The organism is Streptomyces sp. NPDC050743 (assembly GCF_044456925.1).
In the GTDB taxonomy this organism is placed as follows: Bacteria; Actinomycetota; Actinomycetes; order Streptomycetales; family Streptomycetaceae; genus Streptomyces.
The window spans coordinates 13,454-32,001 of the sequence record NZ_JBITGJ010000004.1 but is presented as its reverse complement, the minus strand read 5'-3'; the positions used below and the strand labels follow the sequence as shown (position 1 = coordinate 32,001).

The 18,548-nt window shown below is 69.7% G+C and carries 18 protein-coding genes; 9 read left to right on the top strand and 9 right to left on the bottom strand.

Annotation, left to right across the window (positions count from 1 at the left end; genetic code table 11):
• Positions 1 to 284 precede the first annotated feature (284 nt).
• The 3 genes from ACIBJF_RS06085 to ACIBJF_RS06075 all read left to right on the top strand — a co-directional run bounded on the left by ACIBJF_RS06085 (position 285) and on the right by ACIBJF_RS06075 (position 5,519).
• Positions 285 to 2,786 (top strand): transglycosylase domain-containing protein, encoded by a 2,502-nt coding sequence (locus tag ACIBJF_RS06085; protein WP_399172506.1) that lies wholly within the window; start codon positions 285 to 287, stop codon positions 2,784 to 2,786.
• Between the two features lie 257 nt (positions 2,787 to 3,043).
• A complete protein-coding gene (locus tag ACIBJF_RS06080; RefSeq protein ID WP_399172505.1) occupies positions 3,044 to 3,964 on the top strand; it encodes an undecaprenyl-diphosphate phosphatase in 921 nt (306 codons plus the stop codon).
• A 904-nt stretch (positions 3,965 to 4,868) separates the two neighbouring features.
• Positions 4,869 to 5,519, top strand: coding sequence for a phosphatase PAP2 family protein (locus tag ACIBJF_RS06075; protein ID WP_399172504.1), 651 nt, complete (start codon positions 4,869 to 4,871; stop codon positions 5,517 to 5,519).
• Positions 5,520 to 5,738: 219 nt separating this feature from the next.
• Here ACIBJF_RS06075 and ACIBJF_RS06070 read toward each other — a convergent pair whose 3' ends face one another.
• The 8 genes from ACIBJF_RS06070 to ACIBJF_RS06035 form a co-directional block, all read right to left on the bottom strand.
• A complete protein-coding gene (locus tag ACIBJF_RS06070; RefSeq protein ID WP_399172503.1) occupies positions 5,739 to 6,647 on the bottom strand; it encodes a M56 family metallopeptidase in 909 nt (302 codons plus the stop codon).
• 39 nt (positions 6,648 to 6,686) lie between these two features.
• The gene (locus ACIBJF_RS06065; RefSeq protein ID WP_399172502.1) at positions 6,687 to 7,079 is read right to left on the bottom strand and encodes a BlaI/MecI/CopY family transcriptional regulator; all 393 of its coding nucleotides are present in this window, start codon (positions 7,077 to 7,079) and stop codon (positions 6,687 to 6,689) included.
• Between the two features lie 417 nt (positions 7,080 to 7,496).
• Complete coding sequence (locus tag ACIBJF_RS06060) at positions 7,497 to 8,339, bottom strand: phosphatase PAP2 family protein (RefSeq protein ID WP_399172501.1); 843 nt, start codon at positions 8,337 to 8,339, stop codon at positions 7,497 to 7,499.
• Between the two features lie 290 nt (positions 8,340 to 8,629).
• Entirely contained in the window at positions 8,630 to 8,800 is a 171-nt protein-coding gene (locus ACIBJF_RS06055) for a hypothetical protein (RefSeq protein WP_399172499.1), read from the bottom strand.
• Positions 8,801 to 9,026: 226 nt separating this feature from the next.
• A complete protein-coding gene (locus tag ACIBJF_RS06050) occupies positions 9,027 to 9,350 on the bottom strand; it encodes a hypothetical protein (RefSeq protein WP_399172497.1) in 324 nt (107 codons plus the stop codon).
• 394 nt (positions 9,351 to 9,744) lie between these two features.
• Positions 9,745 to 10,257, bottom strand: coding sequence for a MarR family winged helix-turn-helix transcriptional regulator (locus ACIBJF_RS06045; RefSeq protein WP_399172496.1), 513 nt, complete (start codon positions 10,255 to 10,257; stop codon positions 9,745 to 9,747).
• A gap of 138 nt (positions 10,258 to 10,395) precedes the next feature.
• On the bottom strand, positions 10,396 to 10,551 hold the full coding sequence (locus ACIBJF_RS06040) for a hypothetical protein (RefSeq protein ID WP_399172495.1): 156 nt from the start codon (positions 10,549 to 10,551) through the stop codon (positions 10,396 to 10,398).
• 64 nt (positions 10,552 to 10,615) lie between these two features.
• On the bottom strand, positions 10,616 to 12,070 hold the full coding sequence (locus ACIBJF_RS06035; RefSeq protein ID WP_399172494.1) for an MFS transporter: 1,455 nt from the start codon (positions 12,068 to 12,070) through the stop codon (positions 10,616 to 10,618).
• A 162-nt stretch (positions 12,071 to 12,232) separates the two neighbouring features.
• Here ACIBJF_RS06035 and ACIBJF_RS06030 point away from each other — a divergent pair, with 162 nt between their 5' ends.
• Positions 12,233 to 12,448 carry a three-helix bundle dimerization domain-containing protein gene (locus ACIBJF_RS06030; RefSeq protein WP_399172493.1) on the top strand — a complete coding sequence of 72 codons (216 nt, stop codon included), beginning with the start codon at positions 12,233 to 12,235 and terminating at the stop codon, positions 12,446 to 12,448.
• A gap of 346 nt (positions 12,449 to 12,794) precedes the next feature.
• On the opposite strand, the gene ACIBJF_RS06025 is transcribed toward ACIBJF_RS06030, so the two are convergent.
• Positions 12,795 to 13,130, bottom strand: coding sequence for a hypothetical protein (locus tag ACIBJF_RS06025; RefSeq protein WP_399172491.1), 336 nt, complete (start codon positions 13,128 to 13,130; stop codon positions 12,795 to 12,797).
• Between the two features lie 619 nt (positions 13,131 to 13,749).
• On the opposite strand from ACIBJF_RS06025, the gene ACIBJF_RS06020 reads away from it, so the two are divergent.
• The 5 genes from ACIBJF_RS06020 (at position 13,750) to ACIBJF_RS06000 (ending at position 18,262) form a co-directional block, all read left to right on the top strand.
• Positions 13,750 to 14,979 (top strand): FAD-dependent oxidoreductase, encoded by a 1,230-nt coding sequence (locus ACIBJF_RS06020; protein ID WP_399172490.1) that lies wholly within the window; start codon positions 13,750 to 13,752, stop codon positions 14,977 to 14,979.
• 118 nt (positions 14,980 to 15,097) lie between these two features.
• Positions 15,098 to 16,483 (top strand): rhodanese-like domain-containing protein, encoded by a 1,386-nt coding sequence (locus ACIBJF_RS06015; protein ID WP_399172489.1) that lies wholly within the window; start codon positions 15,098 to 15,100, stop codon positions 16,481 to 16,483.
• Positions 16,484 to 16,749: 266 nt separating this feature from the next.
• A complete protein-coding gene (locus ACIBJF_RS06010; protein ID WP_399172488.1) occupies positions 16,750 to 17,349 on the top strand; it encodes a class I SAM-dependent methyltransferase in 600 nt (199 codons plus the stop codon).
• 104 nt (positions 17,350 to 17,453) lie between these two features.
• Positions 17,454 to 17,741 (top strand): metal-sensitive transcriptional regulator, encoded by a 288-nt coding sequence (locus tag ACIBJF_RS06005; protein ID WP_399172487.1) that lies wholly within the window; start codon positions 17,454 to 17,456, stop codon positions 17,739 to 17,741.
• A gap of 122 nt (positions 17,742 to 17,863) precedes the next feature.
• On the top strand, positions 17,864 to 18,262 hold the full coding sequence (locus tag ACIBJF_RS06000; protein WP_399172486.1) for a DUF302 domain-containing protein: 399 nt from the start codon (positions 17,864 to 17,866) through the stop codon (positions 18,260 to 18,262).
• The last annotated feature ends 286 nt before the right edge of the window (positions 18,263 to 18,548 follow it).

The window sequence follows — 18,548 nt, the reverse complement described above, 5'->3', positions numbered from 1 at the left end:
TGCGTGCGGTTCCCAGCTCGCGGTCGTTGTCGACTGTCGCCATGCTGAGGCGGCACATCGGCTCCCGAGCCGGGCCCGGCCACGACTTCGGCCTCTCCTGGCCCGTGTGACTTTACCCAGGGCCGGTTGTCGTCGCACGCCAGACCCAACTTAGTCTTACAACTTGTAGAACATCGTCAGGAGCGCCAGTCCGCCCCGGGCCAGGTACCCGGCCCCGCATCATGGCGGGCCGGTTTCGGTGTCCGGCGGCGGGTGGGCCCGTGCCTGGTCGAGGAGTGGCGAGTATGAGCGAACACCGGCGCCGACCGTCGGGAAGGAACGGTGTGCCGTCCGGCCGGGACGGCATACCGCAGGGCGGCCGTGCCGAGGCGCGCAGGGCCGCCCGGGGCGGGGGCGGAGGGGGCCGCCGCGCGGCGGGCACACGGCGTGCGGACACCGGGCGCTCCGGCCGCGCAGCCACGCGGCGTGCGGATACTGGGCGCTCCAGTCGGCGCGGCCTCATCGACTACCCGCGGGCGGGCAAGCGGGGCCTGCGGCGGTGGCTGCCGTCGTGGAAGCTGGTTTCTGGCACGTTCCTGCTGTTCCTCGGCGGTCTCCTGGGCCTGTTCGGGTATGCCTATGCCACGACGACGATCCCGAGCGCGAACCCCAGCACCCAGCAGCAGAGCAACACCTACTACTGGTCCGACGGCTCGGTGATGGCCACGCAAGGGTCGACCAACCGGCAGAACGTCGACCTCGCCCAGGTCCCGAAGCTGGTGCAGTGGGACTTCCTCGCCGCGGAGAACGCCACCTTCTACACCGACCCCGGCGTCGACACGCAGGGCATGCTCCGCGCCGTCTACCACATGGCCACGGGCGGCGAGGTGCAGTCCGGGTCCACCATCACCCAGCAGTTCGTGAAGAACACCTACCTCAACCAGAACCAGTCGGTCACTCGCAAGTTGAGGGAGATCATGATCTCCCTGAAGATCGGTGGCCAGATGTCCAAGCAGCAGATCCTGCAGGGCTATCTGAACAGCTGCTACTACGGCCGGGACGCGTACGGCATCGAGGCCGCGGCCCGCGCCTACTACCACGAGCACGCCTCCGAGCTGACCGTCAGCCAGGGCGCGTTCATCGCCGCCGCGGTCAACGAGCCGAGCGTGCTCATGCACGCCGACACCGACCCGCAGGCCAAGGCCCAGGCCGAGGCGCGCTGGAAGTACGTGCTGGGCCGCATGGCCACCATCCACAAGATCAGTCAGGCGCAGGAACAGCAGTACCTGGCAGCCGGGTTCCCAACGCCCAAGCCCTACACGCCGTCGGCGGGGATGTCCGGGCAGACCGGCTATCTGGTGGACGCCGCGAAGAAATACGTCCAGGCCCACTCGTCCCTCACCGACCAGCAACTCGGCCACGGTGGCTACCAGATCTACACCACCTTCGACAAGAAGAAGGTGAACGCGCTGTCGGCGTCCGTCGCGGCGATGGAGAAGAAGCACCTCAACCCGGCGCACCGCTCGGCCGACAAGGACGTCCAGGTCGGCGCCGCGTCGATCGATCCGTCGACCGGCGCGGTCATGGCCCTGTACGGCGGGCCCGGCTGGGACAAGGGCCACTGGACCGACAACGCCGACGCCACCGGTGTGCCAGTCGGCTCCACCTTCAAGCCCATCGACCTGGCCGCCGCCCTCGACCACGGCGCCGTACTCTCCCCCGGCCAGCCGCCCTCACCGATCACAGCCGACTCCAAGTTCAACGGCGACGACGGCATCACCATCAAGAACCAGCAGGGCCAGGAAATGCCGGACTCCAGCGATCCCTCCGGGTTCCTCCACCAGCACAACGACGTTCCCACAAAATGGGGTTACATCACCCTGCGCAAGGCCATGGAGCAGTCGGTCAACACGCCCTACGTCCAGCTCGGCGAGTACGTCGGCTACACCAATGTCGAGAACGAGGCCCTCAAGGCGGGCCTGCTGCGCAAGAGCCTGCAGTACGACACCCCCGGCTTCTACATCGGCACCTCGACCCCCTCGGCGATCCGCATGGCCGACGCGTACGCCACGTTCGATGACGGCGGCGTCCAGCACGAGCCGTACTCGGTGACCAGGGTCATCGCCGACGGCCAGCCGCTGCCCGGCTTCGACAAGCCCAAGGGCACCACGGCCATGCCCGCCTCGACCGCCGACACCGTCACCGACGTCCTGCAGAACGTCGTCAAGAACGGCACAGGCACCAACGCCCAGGCCCTGGGCCGCCCGGCGGCCGGCAAGACCGGCACCACCGACGACTACAAATCCGCCTGGTTTATCGGCTACACCCCCCAACTGGTTACCTCCGTCGCCATGTTCAAGGAGGACCCGAAGAACGCCGGCCTGCAGTCGATGCAGGGCGTCGGCGGCTACTCCAAGGTCTTCGGCGCCGACATGCCCACCGAAGTGTGGACCGGCTACATGACAGCCGCCCTCCAGGGACAGCCCGTCCAGCAGTTCCCACCCGCGCCGCAACCGGGCCAGAGCACCGACGAATTCGGCGCCCCTTCCCCCACGCCCTCCCCCACCGCGAGCACGCCCTCGGCCATCCCGACCACGGCCGCGCCGAGCCCCACCACCGGACCATGCCACGGGCGGAAGAAGGACTGCCCAAGCCCGACCCCGACAGACACCGTCGGCACCACCACCGGCGGGAGCGGCGGCGCAACCGGCGGCGGTCTGCTCGGCGGCGCCACCGGCGGTGGCACCACCGACAGCGCGTCGCCCACACCCACGCCCAGCTTCACCGGCCCCGGCCGGCATCCGTAACGGCGCAGCCCGCACCGTCCGGACGGCTTTCCCGCGATCCGGTATGGAGGCAGCAGGAAGGGCGGCGCGGGGGCCATACCAGCGCCGCCACCGGCGCAGCGTGCCCTGCGAAGGTTGGTGAACGTTGCAGGTATTCCGGATGAACGTTGCCGCCCGACCCCTCAAGTTCTACAAGATGTAGTACTTTCCTGACTGGCCGGAGCCGCCGCGCGCGTCGCCCGAAGCCCCTTGCCCGGATTCCGAGTCGAAGGCCATCCATGTCCGTCCTGACCTATCCCGAAGCCATAGGTGTCGGCCTGCTGCAAGGCGTCACCGAGCTGTTCCCGGTCTCCAGCCTCGGGCACAGCATCCTGATACCCGCCCTTCTGGGCGGGCACTGGAAGCACGATCTGGACGTCTCGGCCGACGGGTCCCTGTACCTCAACGAGCTGGTCGGCCTCCACCTGGCCACCGCGCTGGCCCTGGTGGTCTTCTTCCGGCGCGACTGGGTCAGGGTGATCCGGGGCCTCGCGACGTCGATCACGCAACGCCGCATCCAGACCGTGGACCAGCGACTCGCCTGGCTGATCATCACGGCCTGCATCCCCGTGGGCATCGCCGGTGTCGCCCTGGACAAAATCTTCCGTACGACGCTCGGGCGACCGGTACCCACTGCCATCTTCCTGGCCCTCAACGGCATCGTCCTCTTCGTCACCGAACAGCTGCGACGCGGCGGCACCGGCCGCAGGCGAGCGGAGAACGCCCTCGCGCCCGGCGAGGAGCACCTGAGCGCGGACGAACTGTCGGACCGGCGGATCACACAGATGACCATCCGCCAGGCCATGGCGATCGGCGCGGCCCAGATCCTCGCCCTGCTCCCCGGCATCAGCCGCTCCGGCTCCACCATCAGCGCCGGCATCTTCCGCGGCCTCAACCACGAGGACTCCGCACGGTTCGCCTTCCTGCTCGCCACCCCGGTGATCGGCGGAGCAGCCCTGCTCAAACTGCCCCCGCTGCTCGGCACCCAGGGCGACGGCCTGCGCGGCCCACTACTGGCGGGCAGCCTGGCCGCGTTCGTAGCGGCCTACCTCGCAACCCGCTACCTGGTGAAGTACTTCGAAAACCGCACCCTCATCCCGTTCGCCGTCTACTGCACCCTGGCCGGGGTCGGCAGCCTGGCCTACTTCGCCATCGGCTGACCGGGCACCCGCTCATGCATACAGGGCGTCGCCCACTGGACCACGCATCGGCCCGCCCTGCGAACCCACAAAGCCGATCCTGGGCGCCGCCCACCTGCTGCAGCAGGCCGAGGATCTCCGCTTCGCCCTTCAGCGCCGGATCACCGGGCAACCACCAGCACCCCTGCCCGATCCCAGGTCACGGCTCGTTGACTCCACCGCGCGACCCAGCACCCCGCGCGAAAACGCCCACCGCCCGGCTCCGGACGGAAGGGCAACCGGTGACCAAGCAAGCAACGAGCACCGCGCCGGTCCGTCCGCGTGCCGTCCGGTACTGCGTCGCGCCGCCTCCGCCGCGGACCACCGTCGCCTCCTGTGCTGACACCGGCCGGCTATCTCGCCGCCTCCGCCGACCAGAGCCACAACATGGCCGCCGCGCGGAAACTTCGGGCCGAGCGGGCCGGGCTCGTCCACGACACCTCTTTCCGCCGTGCTGCGCCGGATCCACCAGACGCCCATCCCGGCCGGAGCGAGCGGTGTCGCCTTCTTCGAGGCCAACGGCTGGGGCGAGGACTTGCTGTACCTGCAAATTCACCACCGTGACACTGAATCCACCGGGGCTGCGCCCCGCTCATAGGGTCGTGCTCGTCGTCTCACTCCGCTTTACCCATCACGGCCGAGCGTTGCATGTGCACGCAGTGCCGCACAGGACCCGAGGCATCCTTCACACCCGATGACCCAGGCGTCATCCGATGCACGGACCGCCCAGGTCACCGCAGCGCGTTTCTACAACATGTAGTAGATTGGGCCGACGGCCACCACCGATTCACCGTGATGTCACCAACATGCCATCACGGGCTTGGGGATTGACCGGCGACGCCGGGCCGTTGCGCGTCGCTTCGTGCTGACACGGAAGGACGTGCCCATGACCGCGGCCGCCACCGCGCAACTGGCCTTCGACGGCTCCGGCATCGACGGCTCCCTGTTCACCTCCGTCACGGACTTCGCCCGCGACACCAAGTGGCTCAACACGCCCTTGGAGCTGTGGACCAACCTCGGCCTGGGCGTGTTCGCCGTCCTCATGCTGATGGGCTGGTGGAACGCCCGCCGCCGCGACACCCGGGCCATGACCGTCGCGCTGGCCGCACCGGTCGCCGTCGTGGTCGCCTTCGCCGCCGCCGAGGTGGTCAAGAAGATCGTCGGCGAGGTACGGCCCTGCCGGTCGGTGCCCCACGCCTACATCGTCGACGCCTGCCCAGCGCCCTCCGACTACGCCTTCCCCAGCGGCCACACCACCACCGCCGCCGCGACCGTGGCCGCCCTGTTCCTGCTCGACCGCCGCCTGAGCGCCATCGCCGCGGTGTTCGCCGTGATAGAGGGCTTTACCCGGGTCTACGTCGGCGCCCACTACCCCCACGACGTCCTCGGCTCCGCGCTCCTCGCCCTCCCCGTCGCCTACCTCACCAGCCTCGCGCTGCGCCGCTGGGCCACCCCACTCGTCGCGGCCCTCAGCCGCAGCGCGCTGCGCCCGCTGCTGACCGCCGAATCCCGCATGGTCCCGCAGCACGCGCGGTGACCGGCGCCGGAGGAGCAAGCGCAGTCCGGCGATGAACCGGCCACCATGCCGAGCAAACCTCGGCCGACCCCGGCGAAGTGCCGCATCTCGATCTTCGCCTCCTGAATACCCAGCCACACCACGCAGCGCCCGCTCGCACCGGACACGATCCCGGCGACCCGGCACTCGTGCCTGATCACTCCGGGGCCGTGCGATGAGCCGCCGCACGGCCCGCACAGGTCACCTCGTGCTCACCGGTGCGGCGGTGGCGTGGGCGCGCATCGCAGCCTCGAACAGCCGCTCCGTGTCGTGCGCCGTGACGGCGAGGCTCACGCAGCAGGCCGCCATCAGAACCACGAACGCCGCCACCACACCGTTGTGGCGGCATACCGGCGGAGCAAGCAGCGCCTGGACGCGCTGGGGCACCGGCCCGCCGGTCGCGGACAGTGCCGACCGTGCCGACCGCCCTGCCCGGCTCGACGCCAGGGCGGCCCGTGCGATCGCACGCGCGACCAACCGCCGGTCCCCCACCACGACACCGGCCTCCTCGTCCGCCCACCGCTCCACGGCAAACGCCCCGGCCCGCTCCAACGGTCGCAGCAGCGGATTAACCACCGCCGTCAGATGCAGGGCCAGGGAGAACAGGTGATGCCGATGCCTCAGATGCGCCCGTTCATGGGCGAGTAGGGCCCGCCGCTCCGGCCCGTCCAGCAGCCGCAGCATCCCGGAGGAAACGACCACCCGCCCCGGCATACCGAGCACCGCGTACGCCGCCGGCACCGGATCGTCGACCACAGCCAGGTCGCCGCCCACCGCGATGTGCCGACATTCCTTCCAGGCATCGACCAGCGCACGCCCCCGCCGCCAGGACGCCACGCTCAGGCTCGCCACCAGCACCAGGACCACCCCGGCACATAGTGCGGCGATCTTCCGGCTCACCGCGTCCTCCGCCGCCAGCACACTGACCGACCAAGCCCCTCGCGCCGCCACGAGCGGCACCTGCCCTATCGCGGTGAATGCCAGGATCGACAGCTCGGTCGCCCACGTACCGGCCGCCACCACCCCCGCGCACGCCATCGCCCACGCCCCCGCACGCGGCGGCATCCGACGCCCCACCGACGGCGCAACCAGCGCCAGCACCGCGCTCACCAGCAACGGCAGATACATCGGCACCGGCCAGAACACGCCTCACCCCCGGTCGGGCGCGTCGCCGTGCAACAACTGCTCCAGCAACTGCTCGTCCTCCGCCGACAGCTCCGACACGAACCGCGCCAGCACCGCAGCACGGTCTCCGCCCTCGTCCAACAGTGAGTGCATCCCCGCCGCCGCATGCCCGGCCTGGTCGTCCACAGGCGCATAGACATGGCTGCGCCCCTCCCGATGCCGGGTCACCAGCCCCTTGTCACACAGCCGCGTCAGGATCGTCAGCACCGTTGTGTACGCGGCATCGGGCACCTGCTCCTGGACCACCGCCGCGGTCACCGGCCCGCCGGCCGCCCACAGAGCGGCCAGCACCTCACCCTCCAGCTCACCCCGCGCGCGCCGTGGGGCCTCCCCCCGGTCACCCTTACCGCCCGTCACCTGGCACCTCCCTCGCTACTCCGGCCAGGCTGTCTCGCCAGTTCAAGCTACTACGAGACGTAGAAAAGCGGCCATCTTGATCACACCGCCGTCTCAAACGGCCGCGCCACCGCCCCCTGAACATGCTCCACAACAATGGCGGTCATGGCTGGGCGCTGTGACCCTGGCTGCCTGTCCAGCCTGACCCGGTTGTTCCTGGGGCCGCGGCCGACTTCCTCGTCCAGCAGCTGCTCACCGGATGCGCCCGGCCCGTCCCGGGTCCGCGGCATCCGCAGCCGGTACCGGCTGAAGGCACAACCTGACAAGGTGGGCGCCGAAGTGGTGCCCCTCGATGTCGCTGAGAGCGAGACTGCCAAAGACCCCGTGATAACGCTGGGAATCCAACGCGCTTGAGGGGAGGTGGCCAGCCGGGTCGGGTCACAACCGGCTTTCCCCTGCTGCCGTTTCCGCCATGACCCGCGCCGAAACAGGGGCGCCCTGCCTGCCGGCGTGCCTGCGGACGGACAGTGCATCGGTAATGCGTAGCGCCGGCTTGGCGAGCGCGAAGCCGATACCCATCAGCATGACGCCGGCAGCTGTGTCCATCAGGTAGTGATTGGCCGTGCCCAGGACCACGAGCGTGGTCACCACCGGGTAGACGATTCCCAGCGTGCGAACCAGCCAGTGCCGCCCCAGACGGAAGAGCATGAGTCCGCACCACAGCGACCAGCCGACGTGCAGGCTGGGCATGGCCGCGTACTGGTTGGTGAGATGGCCCAGGCCCCGCGGCGCGCTGGCGTCGGTGCCCCACCAGCCGTAGGAGCTGTACTGGGCCATGGTGTCGATGAAGCCGTGACCGCCGCTCAGCAGCCGGGGCGGAGCGGTGGGCAGCACGGCGAAGCCGACCAGGCCGATCAGCGTGGAGATCATCAACCAGGTGCGGGCCACCCGGTAGTGCGCCGCGTGGCGGCGCCACAGCCAGACCATGACGGCGGGCGTGACGATGTAGTGCAGCGACGCGTAGGCGAAGTCGGCGGGTATGCCCAGGAGGGCGTGGTTCGAGAAGAGCCGGTTGAACCAGTGCTCCGGGTCCAGGTGGGCCAGTTGCTCGGCGTGCAGGATGCCCACCCCGTTTCTCACGGCATCGCCCACCTCGCCCCTGATCAGCAGGCGTATCCCGGAGTAGAAGGCGTAGACGACGGCGAGCAGTGGAAGTTCGGTCCACCAGCGGAGGCGGTCGCGGTGTGCTGCAGTGCGTATCGCGGTGGCGCTGGTCGACATCCGGACGTGGCTCCTGGGTTCTTCGAGGGCTGTGGGCCAACCGGTGTGCGCGTGGTGTGTCAGCCCCTGTCTCACCGAGGTGATACGACTCCGAACAGGCGGTTGCCCGAACGTGTCGCCGACCAAATATATCGGTGCCCGAAGTGATTTCCGTCGGCGCCACCGTCTTCTCAGGTTCGCTCGTCCCGCTGGACGCGCACCCAACTGACCTGTTGGCCTTGGCGACAGGCGCCAGCACGTGCGGAGGGCCTGCACCTTTCCAGGCGCAGGCCCTCCGGGCCCGGGTGTGCTCACACGGCGGGGTTCGCGCCGATACCCTTCCGGCGCCGCACCACGAACATCGCGCCGACGACGGCGGCGGCACCGCCGACGAGACCGATCACCGGGAGGGCGGAGGAGGAACCGGTGTGCGCCGGGCTGCCGGTGACCGGGAGCTGCTCCGAGCCGCCCTGCGGCTTCATGTCGGTCTTGGGCTTGCCGGCCGGCTTGTCGCCGGTGGCCTTGACGTCACCGGTGCCGGTCGGGGTGGTGCTGGCGGCCTTGAGGACCGCGAACTCGTACTAGCCCCATCGCCGTTGGCAGGACGTGCCTTTGAACCGGCGTAGATGGCGCTACTCACGGCGAACGAGTAACCCGCAGGGGCCCGCGTCACTGCAGTGAACGTATTGAGTGCTGTGACCGTCCGGCTCAAGCCGTCACTGCAATGCGCGAGGCCAGGTCCCTGCCTGCTGCTTTGCAGGCGGGCGGGAACGTGAGCTTCAGACCCTGTTCCTGACCCTGAACGGTGAGCACGGTCTGCACGCCCAGTCCCAGCAACGCCTTCTTCATCGGCGCGGCGGACATCAATTCACGCGGCAGGCTCATGAGCAGCTTGCCGGGACGACCCGTAGTGGTCTTGGCATCGAAGAGCAGCAGCCGCCGGTCGGTGAGCGCCCAGTACATCGGACGCGGCTGGACCGTGGCGATCACCGTCCCAGCGGTGAGGACGCCGACCAGCGCGGTGGTCAGCACCCGGCGCTTGACCGAGACGGAGCCGACCTTGGCGAGAGAGGGTGAGTTCCACCTGCTCGCCCGCGGCGAGCAGAGGAGCGGCGGACTGCATCAGTTGCCGTCGGCGCCTGTTGTTCATGACGGTCCTTGCGGTGTTCCAAAGGCACGCAGATGCGCCGTGCCGGTGCGCGTGGGAGGCGGCGCAGGCGAGCACATGGGCGATAATTCGGTATCCGAACAAAGCCCGGATCATGAATGCGCAATGCCACCCACAAGCGGCAAGGCCAGGCCGATCGCTCAACGCAGAGGCGCCCGAGGGCAGACCCCGCCTGTCACGCCGTTGAGGACGCTGCCCTTCTCCAAACAGAAGCTCACCCGCGTAACGCGAGTTTCCGACCGCACGTCGATGCGCCGGTCACTGCTCCGCAGTGCCCTCGGCCGACTCACCGAGGTGTTCCGCCAGCTGGAACAGGGCGGGCAGCGCGCTGGTGATGGCCGACCGGGAGCTGTCGTCCAGCGCGGCGAGAGCGGCGTCAATACGGCGTTCGTGCGCGGTGGTCCAGGCGGCGAGCTTCTCGCGGCCGGCGTCGGTGAGAGTGACGACCGAGGCCCGGCGGTCGGCGGAGTCCACGTCGCGCGCGACCAGTCCTGCAGTGATCATCTGGCCGATCAGCCCGCTGACCGTGCTCGGCGCCAGGCGCCGGCGAGCGGCGAGGTCGCTGATCCGAGCCGGAGAGTGCTCCCCGAGTACCTGGAGCAGCTCGACCTGTGCCATGGGCAGGGTCTCCCACGGGTAGTCGGTGCGGATCGAGGAGCGCAGGGCGCGACGCAGCCGGGTCACCGCCTCGGTGAGCAGGCGTGCCTCCGGCTCCTGACCGGCGGGACCGGGAGAGGACGACGCGACCTCGGTGCTGGGCTGCTCAGACATGGAGCAAGGGTAGCTGGGCCGGACACACATGCGGTCCGTTGGTCCGTGGTGCGAACGCCTAGTGGACCTTGTCGGCGTTCTCCCGAACACTTCGGTGTTCTATGCGCTCGTCCGGCACTCAGCAGGTGGACGCCCGGCCTACCCGCCGTGGCGGCGAAACTCCCGAACGGTCAGCCAGCCCTGACGCAGGGCCAAGACCGACCACACCCCGGCCACGGCGGCCAGCCAGCGCGCCTGCAGCACCAGGGCCCCCGTCACAGCGAGTGCCGCGACCAGGACATCCATGCCGGTCACGCAGGCGTCTCGTACCCACTGAGCCGAGTTCCGGATCACTCCTGCGATCCTTTCACGCTGCTCGTCAAAGCGTCGCCTGTGACGCTCTCGGGACCCTGCCCGGGCTCAGCCATGCCGACGCGACCGCCACTGCCGAGGCCGCCACGAGTACGGCCGCCGCCCAGCGCGCCCCCGCCTGTACGTCACCGCCACTCAGGTGCAGGGCGAGCGTGACCAGGGCGACGCCGAGTGCTGTGCCCAGACCGCGGGTCATGTTCACCAGTCCTCCTCCGGTACCGGAGGCCCGCGCCGGTATGGCGCCCATGATCATGGTGTTGTTGGCCGGAGTGAACGTTCCCAGTCCCAGCCCGGTCAGCGCCAGCACCGGCACGAGCCAGCCGGTCGTCAGCGGGACGACGAGCAGCGCGGCCACCGCCAGAGTGAAGACGCAGGCTCCGGCCAGGCAACGGCCGCGATCCGAAAGGCGGCCGGGCAGCAGCCGGTCGCCACCGGTCGCGGCCAGCGCGAATCCGGCCGGCAGCGCCGTGAGCACGAGTCCGGCAGTCAGGTCCGAGGAGCCGCGCGCGGTGAGTACGACCGGCACCAGCACCAGCGGTCCGAACAGCACCAGGTATCCGCTCAGGGCCCCGACCAGCCCGAACGCCACCGTCCGCACCCGCAGCAGGGCCAGATCCAGCAACGGGACAGCGGCCCGCTGCTGCCACCGGACAAACCCCCAGCCCGAGCCGACCGCCAGCAGGAACAGCAGGGCAACCCCCCAGCCGGGCACGGCCAGCCCGGACGCAGCGGACACCCCCATCAGCGCACTCGTGGTCGTCACCGCGAGCAGCCCCAGCCCGGGCCAGTCGAAGCGCTCCACCGCCGTACGGGCCCGCGTGCGCGGCAGCAGATAGTGCCCGCCGACCAGCGCGATCAGCCCAACCGGCACATTCACCCAGAACACCCAGCGCCAGCCCAGCGTCGAGACCAGTGCGCCGCCGACCGTCGGGCCGAGTGCCAGTCCGAGCGCCTGGGCGGCGGCCTGCACGCCCAGCGCGCTGCGCATCCGCTCGCGCGGTGCACTGGTGGTCACCAGGGCCACGCTGTTGGCCTGCATCATGGCCGCGCCGGCGGCCTGGACCACACGGAACGCAACGAGTGCGAGCAGGGAGGGGGCGAGGCCGCAGGCGGCGGAGGCCAGGGTGAAGACGGCGAACCCGTACAGGTACAGCAGCTTGCGGCCGTGCGCGTCGGCCAGCCGCCCGGCTGGCACCAGCAGGGCCACCAGTGCCAGCAGGTAGGCCAGCGAGACCCACTCCACCGCCGCGAGCGACGCGCGGAACTCCGTGCGCAGACTGCCGTAGGTCAGCGTCACGATGCTGGCGTCCAGCTGCCCCATGAACGCCCCGAAGCACACCGTCCCGACGGCCAGCCACCAGGCGTTCGGCCGCGAGCGTATCCCCTCGGGGCGTGGCCGCTCGGCGGTGAACACAGTGGACCAGCTCCCCCTCGACGGGTGCGGACTCATGTCGGTGGCCATACCTCCAAGGTTATATCGGCCACCGAAGTATTTTGCTATCGTCCTATCTCGGGTCCGCGGCAGCTCCGCCCGCTCCGCCCGGATGACGGAGTCGAGGAATGTCCATGGCGCTGCCGCGGCCCCTCACGCAAGGCAAATCGGCCCCGACGCTCAGGGGGAATCGTGTCGATCGACCTGGACGAAGAAGCAGCCCTGCGGCACGTCACCGACCAACTCAAGACGTCCTACGGCGACCGCCACACCCCCGAGGAGATCGAAGACGCCGTCGCCACAGCACGGCAGTCCTTCACATCCCTGCCGATTCGCACCTACGTGCCCGTTCTAGTGGAGCGCAAAGCCCGCCGCATCCTGGACGAAGAGTCAGCCGACACTCCGTGACTCGGATGCGCGCCGACGCCACTGCCTCACCCTAGAACTGGGCGAGCCAAGCGGGAGCGACCTGCCCAGGGGACCACCGAGCGCCAACTCCGCCAAGATCGACCCTGTGGCCCGCGTCGTACCCGAATCGCGACATCTTGCTCAAAAAGAGAGCGGAGTAACTGCACTTGGCGGTGACACAGCTCCTGCACAGCTGTTGCAGCACCCGCACCCCAGCCAACCATCCACTGTGACAGGCGGGTTGTGTGGCGTGGCCGTACCGACTCCGGGCGCCCACTCATGAGCGCGCACCAACCCACCGTCTTCCCGCGCCACAATCAAAGCGTGCAAGCGCGGTGCGCGCAGATCAGGATCGCCCGAATCCGCAGTAAGTCCGGTGGCCGTAGCGGTAGGCCGCGATGATGCCGGCCACATAGCCCCGGTTGTACTCGGCGGACGCCCCCGGCTTGCCGGTCCGTCCACGGGAATCGCCGCGGACACAGTCGCGGGCGTATACAAGGCCGTCGCGATATCCGTCCTTGTATCCCTGGTCGTAAGGGGTGATCCTCGCCGAGCCGGGCTGCGTGACCACCGTCGGAGCAGACTGCGCCGCGAGTGCCTGAGCGTTTGCGGTCGCGGGAAGCAGGAGTGCGGCGGCAGCCAACGGGATTGCGAGGAGGACACTGAGTCGCTTCGCGTGCATGGCTTCCTCCTTGGCCGGAAAGCAGGGCACCGGTCACAAGCCGTGGCCGCGTCAGCCGAGTGACGGTTCTGATTGCTGACTGACCCATGCAGTTGAGGAACGGACGTCCGCCCGCCATTGACGGAATCTGCCGCAGACGAGCGTGCCGTTCCGGTGATGCATGCATGCTGTCGCCGGACCGGTGGGAGAAAACAGCAGCTCAGAGCCGGCATCCCTCGCGACATCCGGCCAGGACGTCAAGGCAGACGAGAGCCTCCCTGACAGACTAAGCCGGGCGATTTCGGGCCGCGACCTGAAACTGTCACGCAGGTCGGGGGGCCAGAGCATTCGAACGGCAGGCCAGTTGGCCATGTGAACAATTCGCCAGCCACATGCTGGGAGTTCAGGGAAACAGGCCGACACCGTCCGACTCGCCGGCCCGCACGAGCTGCACATCAGCGCCCCGACTCAGACAGCTGGAGCGAAGCCGAAAAGTCAGATATTTTGCCTCTCAGTCAAATACCCGGGCGGGTATTTGACCGGGCTCCGCGCGGCGCCGTAGCCTCGTCAGCAATAAACCCCCCGGGGTATCTGCGGAGGCACCGGAGAGGTGCCAGACCAGAGGGAAAGGACTTCCACCATGGTCGCCAGCCCCCCACCCGGCACCGACAGGACCGCCGACCGGCACCGCGTCGCCATAGTCGGCGGCGGCAGCGCCGGGATCAGCGTCGCCGCCCGCCTGCGCCGCGCCGGCGTCACGGACATCACCCTCGTCGAACCGTCCGACACGCACTGGTACCAGCCCCTGTGGACCCTGGTCGGCGGCGGCCAGGCATCCTTGCGCAGCACCCGCCGCCCCGAGGCGTCCGTCATTCCCGACGGAGTGCGCTGGATACGCCGGCATGCCCTCGCCGTCGACGCCGACGCCCACACCGTCACGCTGTCCGGGGGCGACGAGTTCACCTACGAGCACCTCGTGATGGCCCCCGGGCTGCAACTGGACTGGGGCGCCGTACCCGGGCTCGCCGAAGCGGTGGGACACGACCGGGTGAGCAGCAACTACGCGCCGGAGTACGCCCCGCGCACCTGGGAACTGATCAAGCAGATGCGGTCGGGCACGGCCGTCTTCACCCACCCGGCGACCCCGCTCAAGTGCGGCGGTGCGCCCCAGAAGATCGCGTATCTGGCCGCCGACTACTGGCGCAAGCAGAAGGTTCTCGACCGGATCCGCATCATCCTCGTCATCCCGGATCCCGTCTTGTTCAAGGTGCCCGAATGGGGACGCACCCTGGAACAGGTGGCCGCCCGGTACGGCATCGAGGTGCGGCTGCGGTCGGAGATGACCGCCGTGAACGGCGACCGCCGCGAGGTCGTTCTCACCGACCACGCGAGCGGCACGGAGGAGACCGTCCACTACGACCTGCTGCACGCCGTGCCGCCGCAGAGCGCGCCCGACTGGGTCAAGGACAGCCCGCTCGCCGATCCGACGAGTCCTCTGGGGTTCGTCGCCGCGGACAAGCACACGCTGCAGCACCCGCAGCACGGAAACGTCTTCGCGCTCGGCGATGTGGCGAACCTGCCGACCTCCAAGACCGGCGCGGCCGTGCGCAAGCAAGCCCCAGTCGTGGCCGCCAACGTGCTGGACGTGATGAACGGCCGGACGCCCACGCGGCGCTACGACGGCTACACCTCCTGCCCGCTGGTGACCGCCCGGGACCGGATGCTGCTCGCCGAGTTCGACTACGACCTGCGGCCCGCACCCACCTTCCCGCTCATCAACACGTTCAAGGAGCGGCGGGACATGTGGGTGTTCAAGCGGTACGTGCTGCCGCCGGTGTACTGGCACGGCATGCTGACCGGCCGCCTGTGACCGGCCGGCCCGGGCTTCCCCCGACCCGGGCCGGTCCTCTGCCCGTCCGAGAGGTACCGACAGCGCGCTCGTGCTTCCTTTCACCCGGCACACCCGTGACCCACCATGGAGTACCCCCATGTTCTTCGCCCAGTACTACCTCGACTGCCTCTCCCAGGCGTCGTACCTGATCGCCGACGAGACCACCGGCAGGGCCGTGGTCGTGGACCCGCGGCGCGACGTCTCCGAATACCTCACCGACGCCGACGCCCACGGTTTCACCGTCGAGGGCGTCCTCAACACCCACTTCCACGCCGACTTCCTCGCCGGCCACCTGGAGATGGCCGCCCGTACCGGCGCCTGGATCGGCTACGGACGCCGCGCCGAAGCCGGGTACCCCATATGCGGACTCGGCGACGGCGACCGGATCAGCCTCGGTCACGTCACCCTGGAGATCATCGAGACACCCGGCCACACCCCCGAGTCGATCAGCATCCTCGTGTACGAGCACGCGGACGACGCCGTCCCCTACGGCGTACTCACCGGCGACGCCCTCTTCATCGGGGACGTCGGACGCCCCGATCTCCTGGCTTCGCTCGGCGCGACCGCCGACGAGCTCGGCCGGATGCTCTACGACAGCGTCCAGCACAAGCTGATGGCCCTGCCGGACGAGGTACGGGTCTTCCCCGCCCACGGTGCCGGATCCGCCTGCGGCAAGAACCTCTCCACCCAGCGGCAGTCCACCATCGGCGAGCAGCGCGCCACCAACTACGCCTGCCGCCCGATGGACGAGGAACAGTTCGTCGCCCTGGTGACCGCCGGCCAGCCCTCCGCCCCCGCCTACTTCGCCTACGACGCCGTGCTCAACCGCAAGACTCACGAGCTGTTCGACGCGGCCGATGCGCCCCGACCGCTGTCCGTGGAGGAGTTCACGCGGCGGCGGACCGGCGGGGCGACCGTCCTCGACACCCGCTCGCCACAGGACTTCGCAGCCGGACACGTCAGCGGCTCGGTCAACGTGCCCGCCGACGGCCGCTTCGCCGAACAGGCGGGCATGGTCCTCAGTCCCGAGGCGGAGGTCATGGTGATCGCGCCGCAGGACCGCGAGGAGGAGATCGTCACCCGGCTGGCCCGGATCGGCTTCGACACCGTGGGCGGATACCTACGCGGTCCCGAGCGCGCCTTCCTCGCCCTGGCCGACGACGTGCAACAGGCGAGCCGCCTGACCGCGGACGAACTGCACCGGCTGCTGGACGGTGACGAACCGCCGCTGGTCCTGGACGTGCGCAACACCGTCGAGCGCGAAGAGGGCATCATCGACGGCTCCCTGCACCTGCCGCTGGCTGAACTCGCCCGGCGCGTCGACGAAATCCCGGTCGGCCGGCCCGTAGTCGTCTACTGTGCGGGCGGCCACCGCTCGTCCATCGCCGCCTCCCTGCTCCGCCACCGAGGCCGAACCGACGTCTCCGACCTGCTCGGCGGCTACGGCGCCTGGCTCGCCCGGTCCGCACCGGCCGACGCCTGACCCGAATGTGGGTGCGGCGGGCATCGGTCATCATCCGCCGCACCCTTGTGGGTCGGCTCCTCCGTGGTGCGCCCGGGCACCGGGGGCGCCGGGCGCTCACACCCGCCCCGGTGTGCCGGGCCCGCACAATGGCGACAAAGAGCGGGTGCCGTCACCGCCGCCGAAGTCGGCCAAGCGGCGGTACCAACATCCGACGCCGAGCGGGCGCGGGCGAACGGACCGACTGCGACGGCGGGCCGGGACAGGACAGACGCGAGGAGCACCACATGGACGCAGCAGCATGGGACGAGCGTTACCGCGGCGAACTCGTATGGGCGGCGGAGCCCAACCGGTTCGTCGAGCAGGAACTGGCCGGGCTCGAGCCCACCGGCTGTGCGCTCGACCTGGCCGCCGGGGAAGGACGCAACGCGGTCTGGCTGGCGGAGCTGGGCTGGGAAGTGGACGCCGTGGACTTCTCCGCCGTGGCACTGGAGAAGGCAGGGCGGCTGGCCGCCGACCGCGGTGCGCGGCTGCACACCGTCTGCGCGGACCTGACCACATGGTCCGCTGCGGAGGCGACGTACGACCTGGCCCTCATCGCCTATCTCCACCTGCCGTGGCAGCAGATGGAACACGTGCTCCGGCAGGCCGCACGTGCGGTCCGGCCCGGTGGGACCCTGCTGCTCGTCGGTCACGCCGCGGCCAATCTCCGGCAAGGCCACGGCGGGCCCCAGGACCCTCGTGTGCTGTACACCGCCGAGCAGGTCGCCACCGTGTGGCGAGCCTATGCCGACATCGTGCGAGCCGAGACCGTCCAGCGCCTGGTGACCACCCCCGACGGCCCCCGCACCGCCCTCGACACGCTGGTCCGCGCCGTGCGGCCGTGACCTCCCGGAACAGATCCGCCACCGGGCGGGTTCCGAGAGATACCCCGCAAGGTATGCGCGAGGCTGGTAAAATACCCCATAGGGTATGAACTCGAGGAGTGGTCGTGGAACTGGAGCTCGAAGGCGCGGACCTGAAATCCGTGCTGAACCGACTGCGCCGCGCGCAGGGGCAGATCTCAGGCGTGATCCGGATGATCGAGGAAGGCCGCGACTGCGAAGACGTCGTCACGCAGCTGGCCGCCGCGTCCCGCGCCCTGGACCGCGCCGGCTTCGCCATCATCGCCACCGGTCTACAGCAGTGCGTCACCGACATCGACACCGGCCGGAAGAACGGTGAGGACACCGAGCAGATCCGCAACCGACTGGAGAGGCTCTTCCTGTCACTGGCGTAAGAACCGCACGGAACGCTCGTCCCGCACGCGCGCTTCCGGGACCTCTCCGAACGCCGACACGCGTAGGCCACAGACGCCGGGACACCCGTTCCGGCACCGTCGAGCCATCGAAAGGCAAGGCCATGACCTACGACCGCACCGTGCACCTCGACACCGACTTCGCCACCGCCGTCGAGGGCGTCCGCGAGGCCCTGTCCGCGCAGGGCTTCGGAATCCTCACCGAGATCGACGTCACCGCCACCCTCAAGGCCAAGCTGGACCAGGACATGGAGGAGTACGTCATCCTCGGCGCCTGCAACCCGTCGCTCGCTCACCGCGCTCTCGACGCCGACCGTTCCATCGGCCTGCTGCTTCCCTGCAATGTCGTCGTCCGCGCCGAGGGCGGCCGTACGGTCGTCCAGGCGCTCGACCCGGACACGATGGTCGCCCTCACCGGGCTCGATGCCCTGCGTCCCATCGCCGACGAGGCGACCCGCCGCCTCGATGCGGCGCTCGCCTCCCTCGCCACCCGGACCGCGTAAGTCCGACACGACCACGTACAGCCGGACGGCGCCCCGGCTCCGCAGCCGGCTCCACGCCGTCCGAAGGCAGGCGCCGTCCAGGACACCGGCAGCTCACACGCCCGTCACTCGGACGGACAACGGCTGCCCCGCACGCCCACCGAGGCCCTCGCCCGACTGCGCCGTGCGCTGAATGCCTCCTCTCGCACCGACGTCCGGGGGAGCCCTCCACCCGACCCGCCCCGGCTCACGCCAGGTGTGCCGACAGGCGCAGGAATACCCCCCGAGGTATCGGAATACCCCCGGG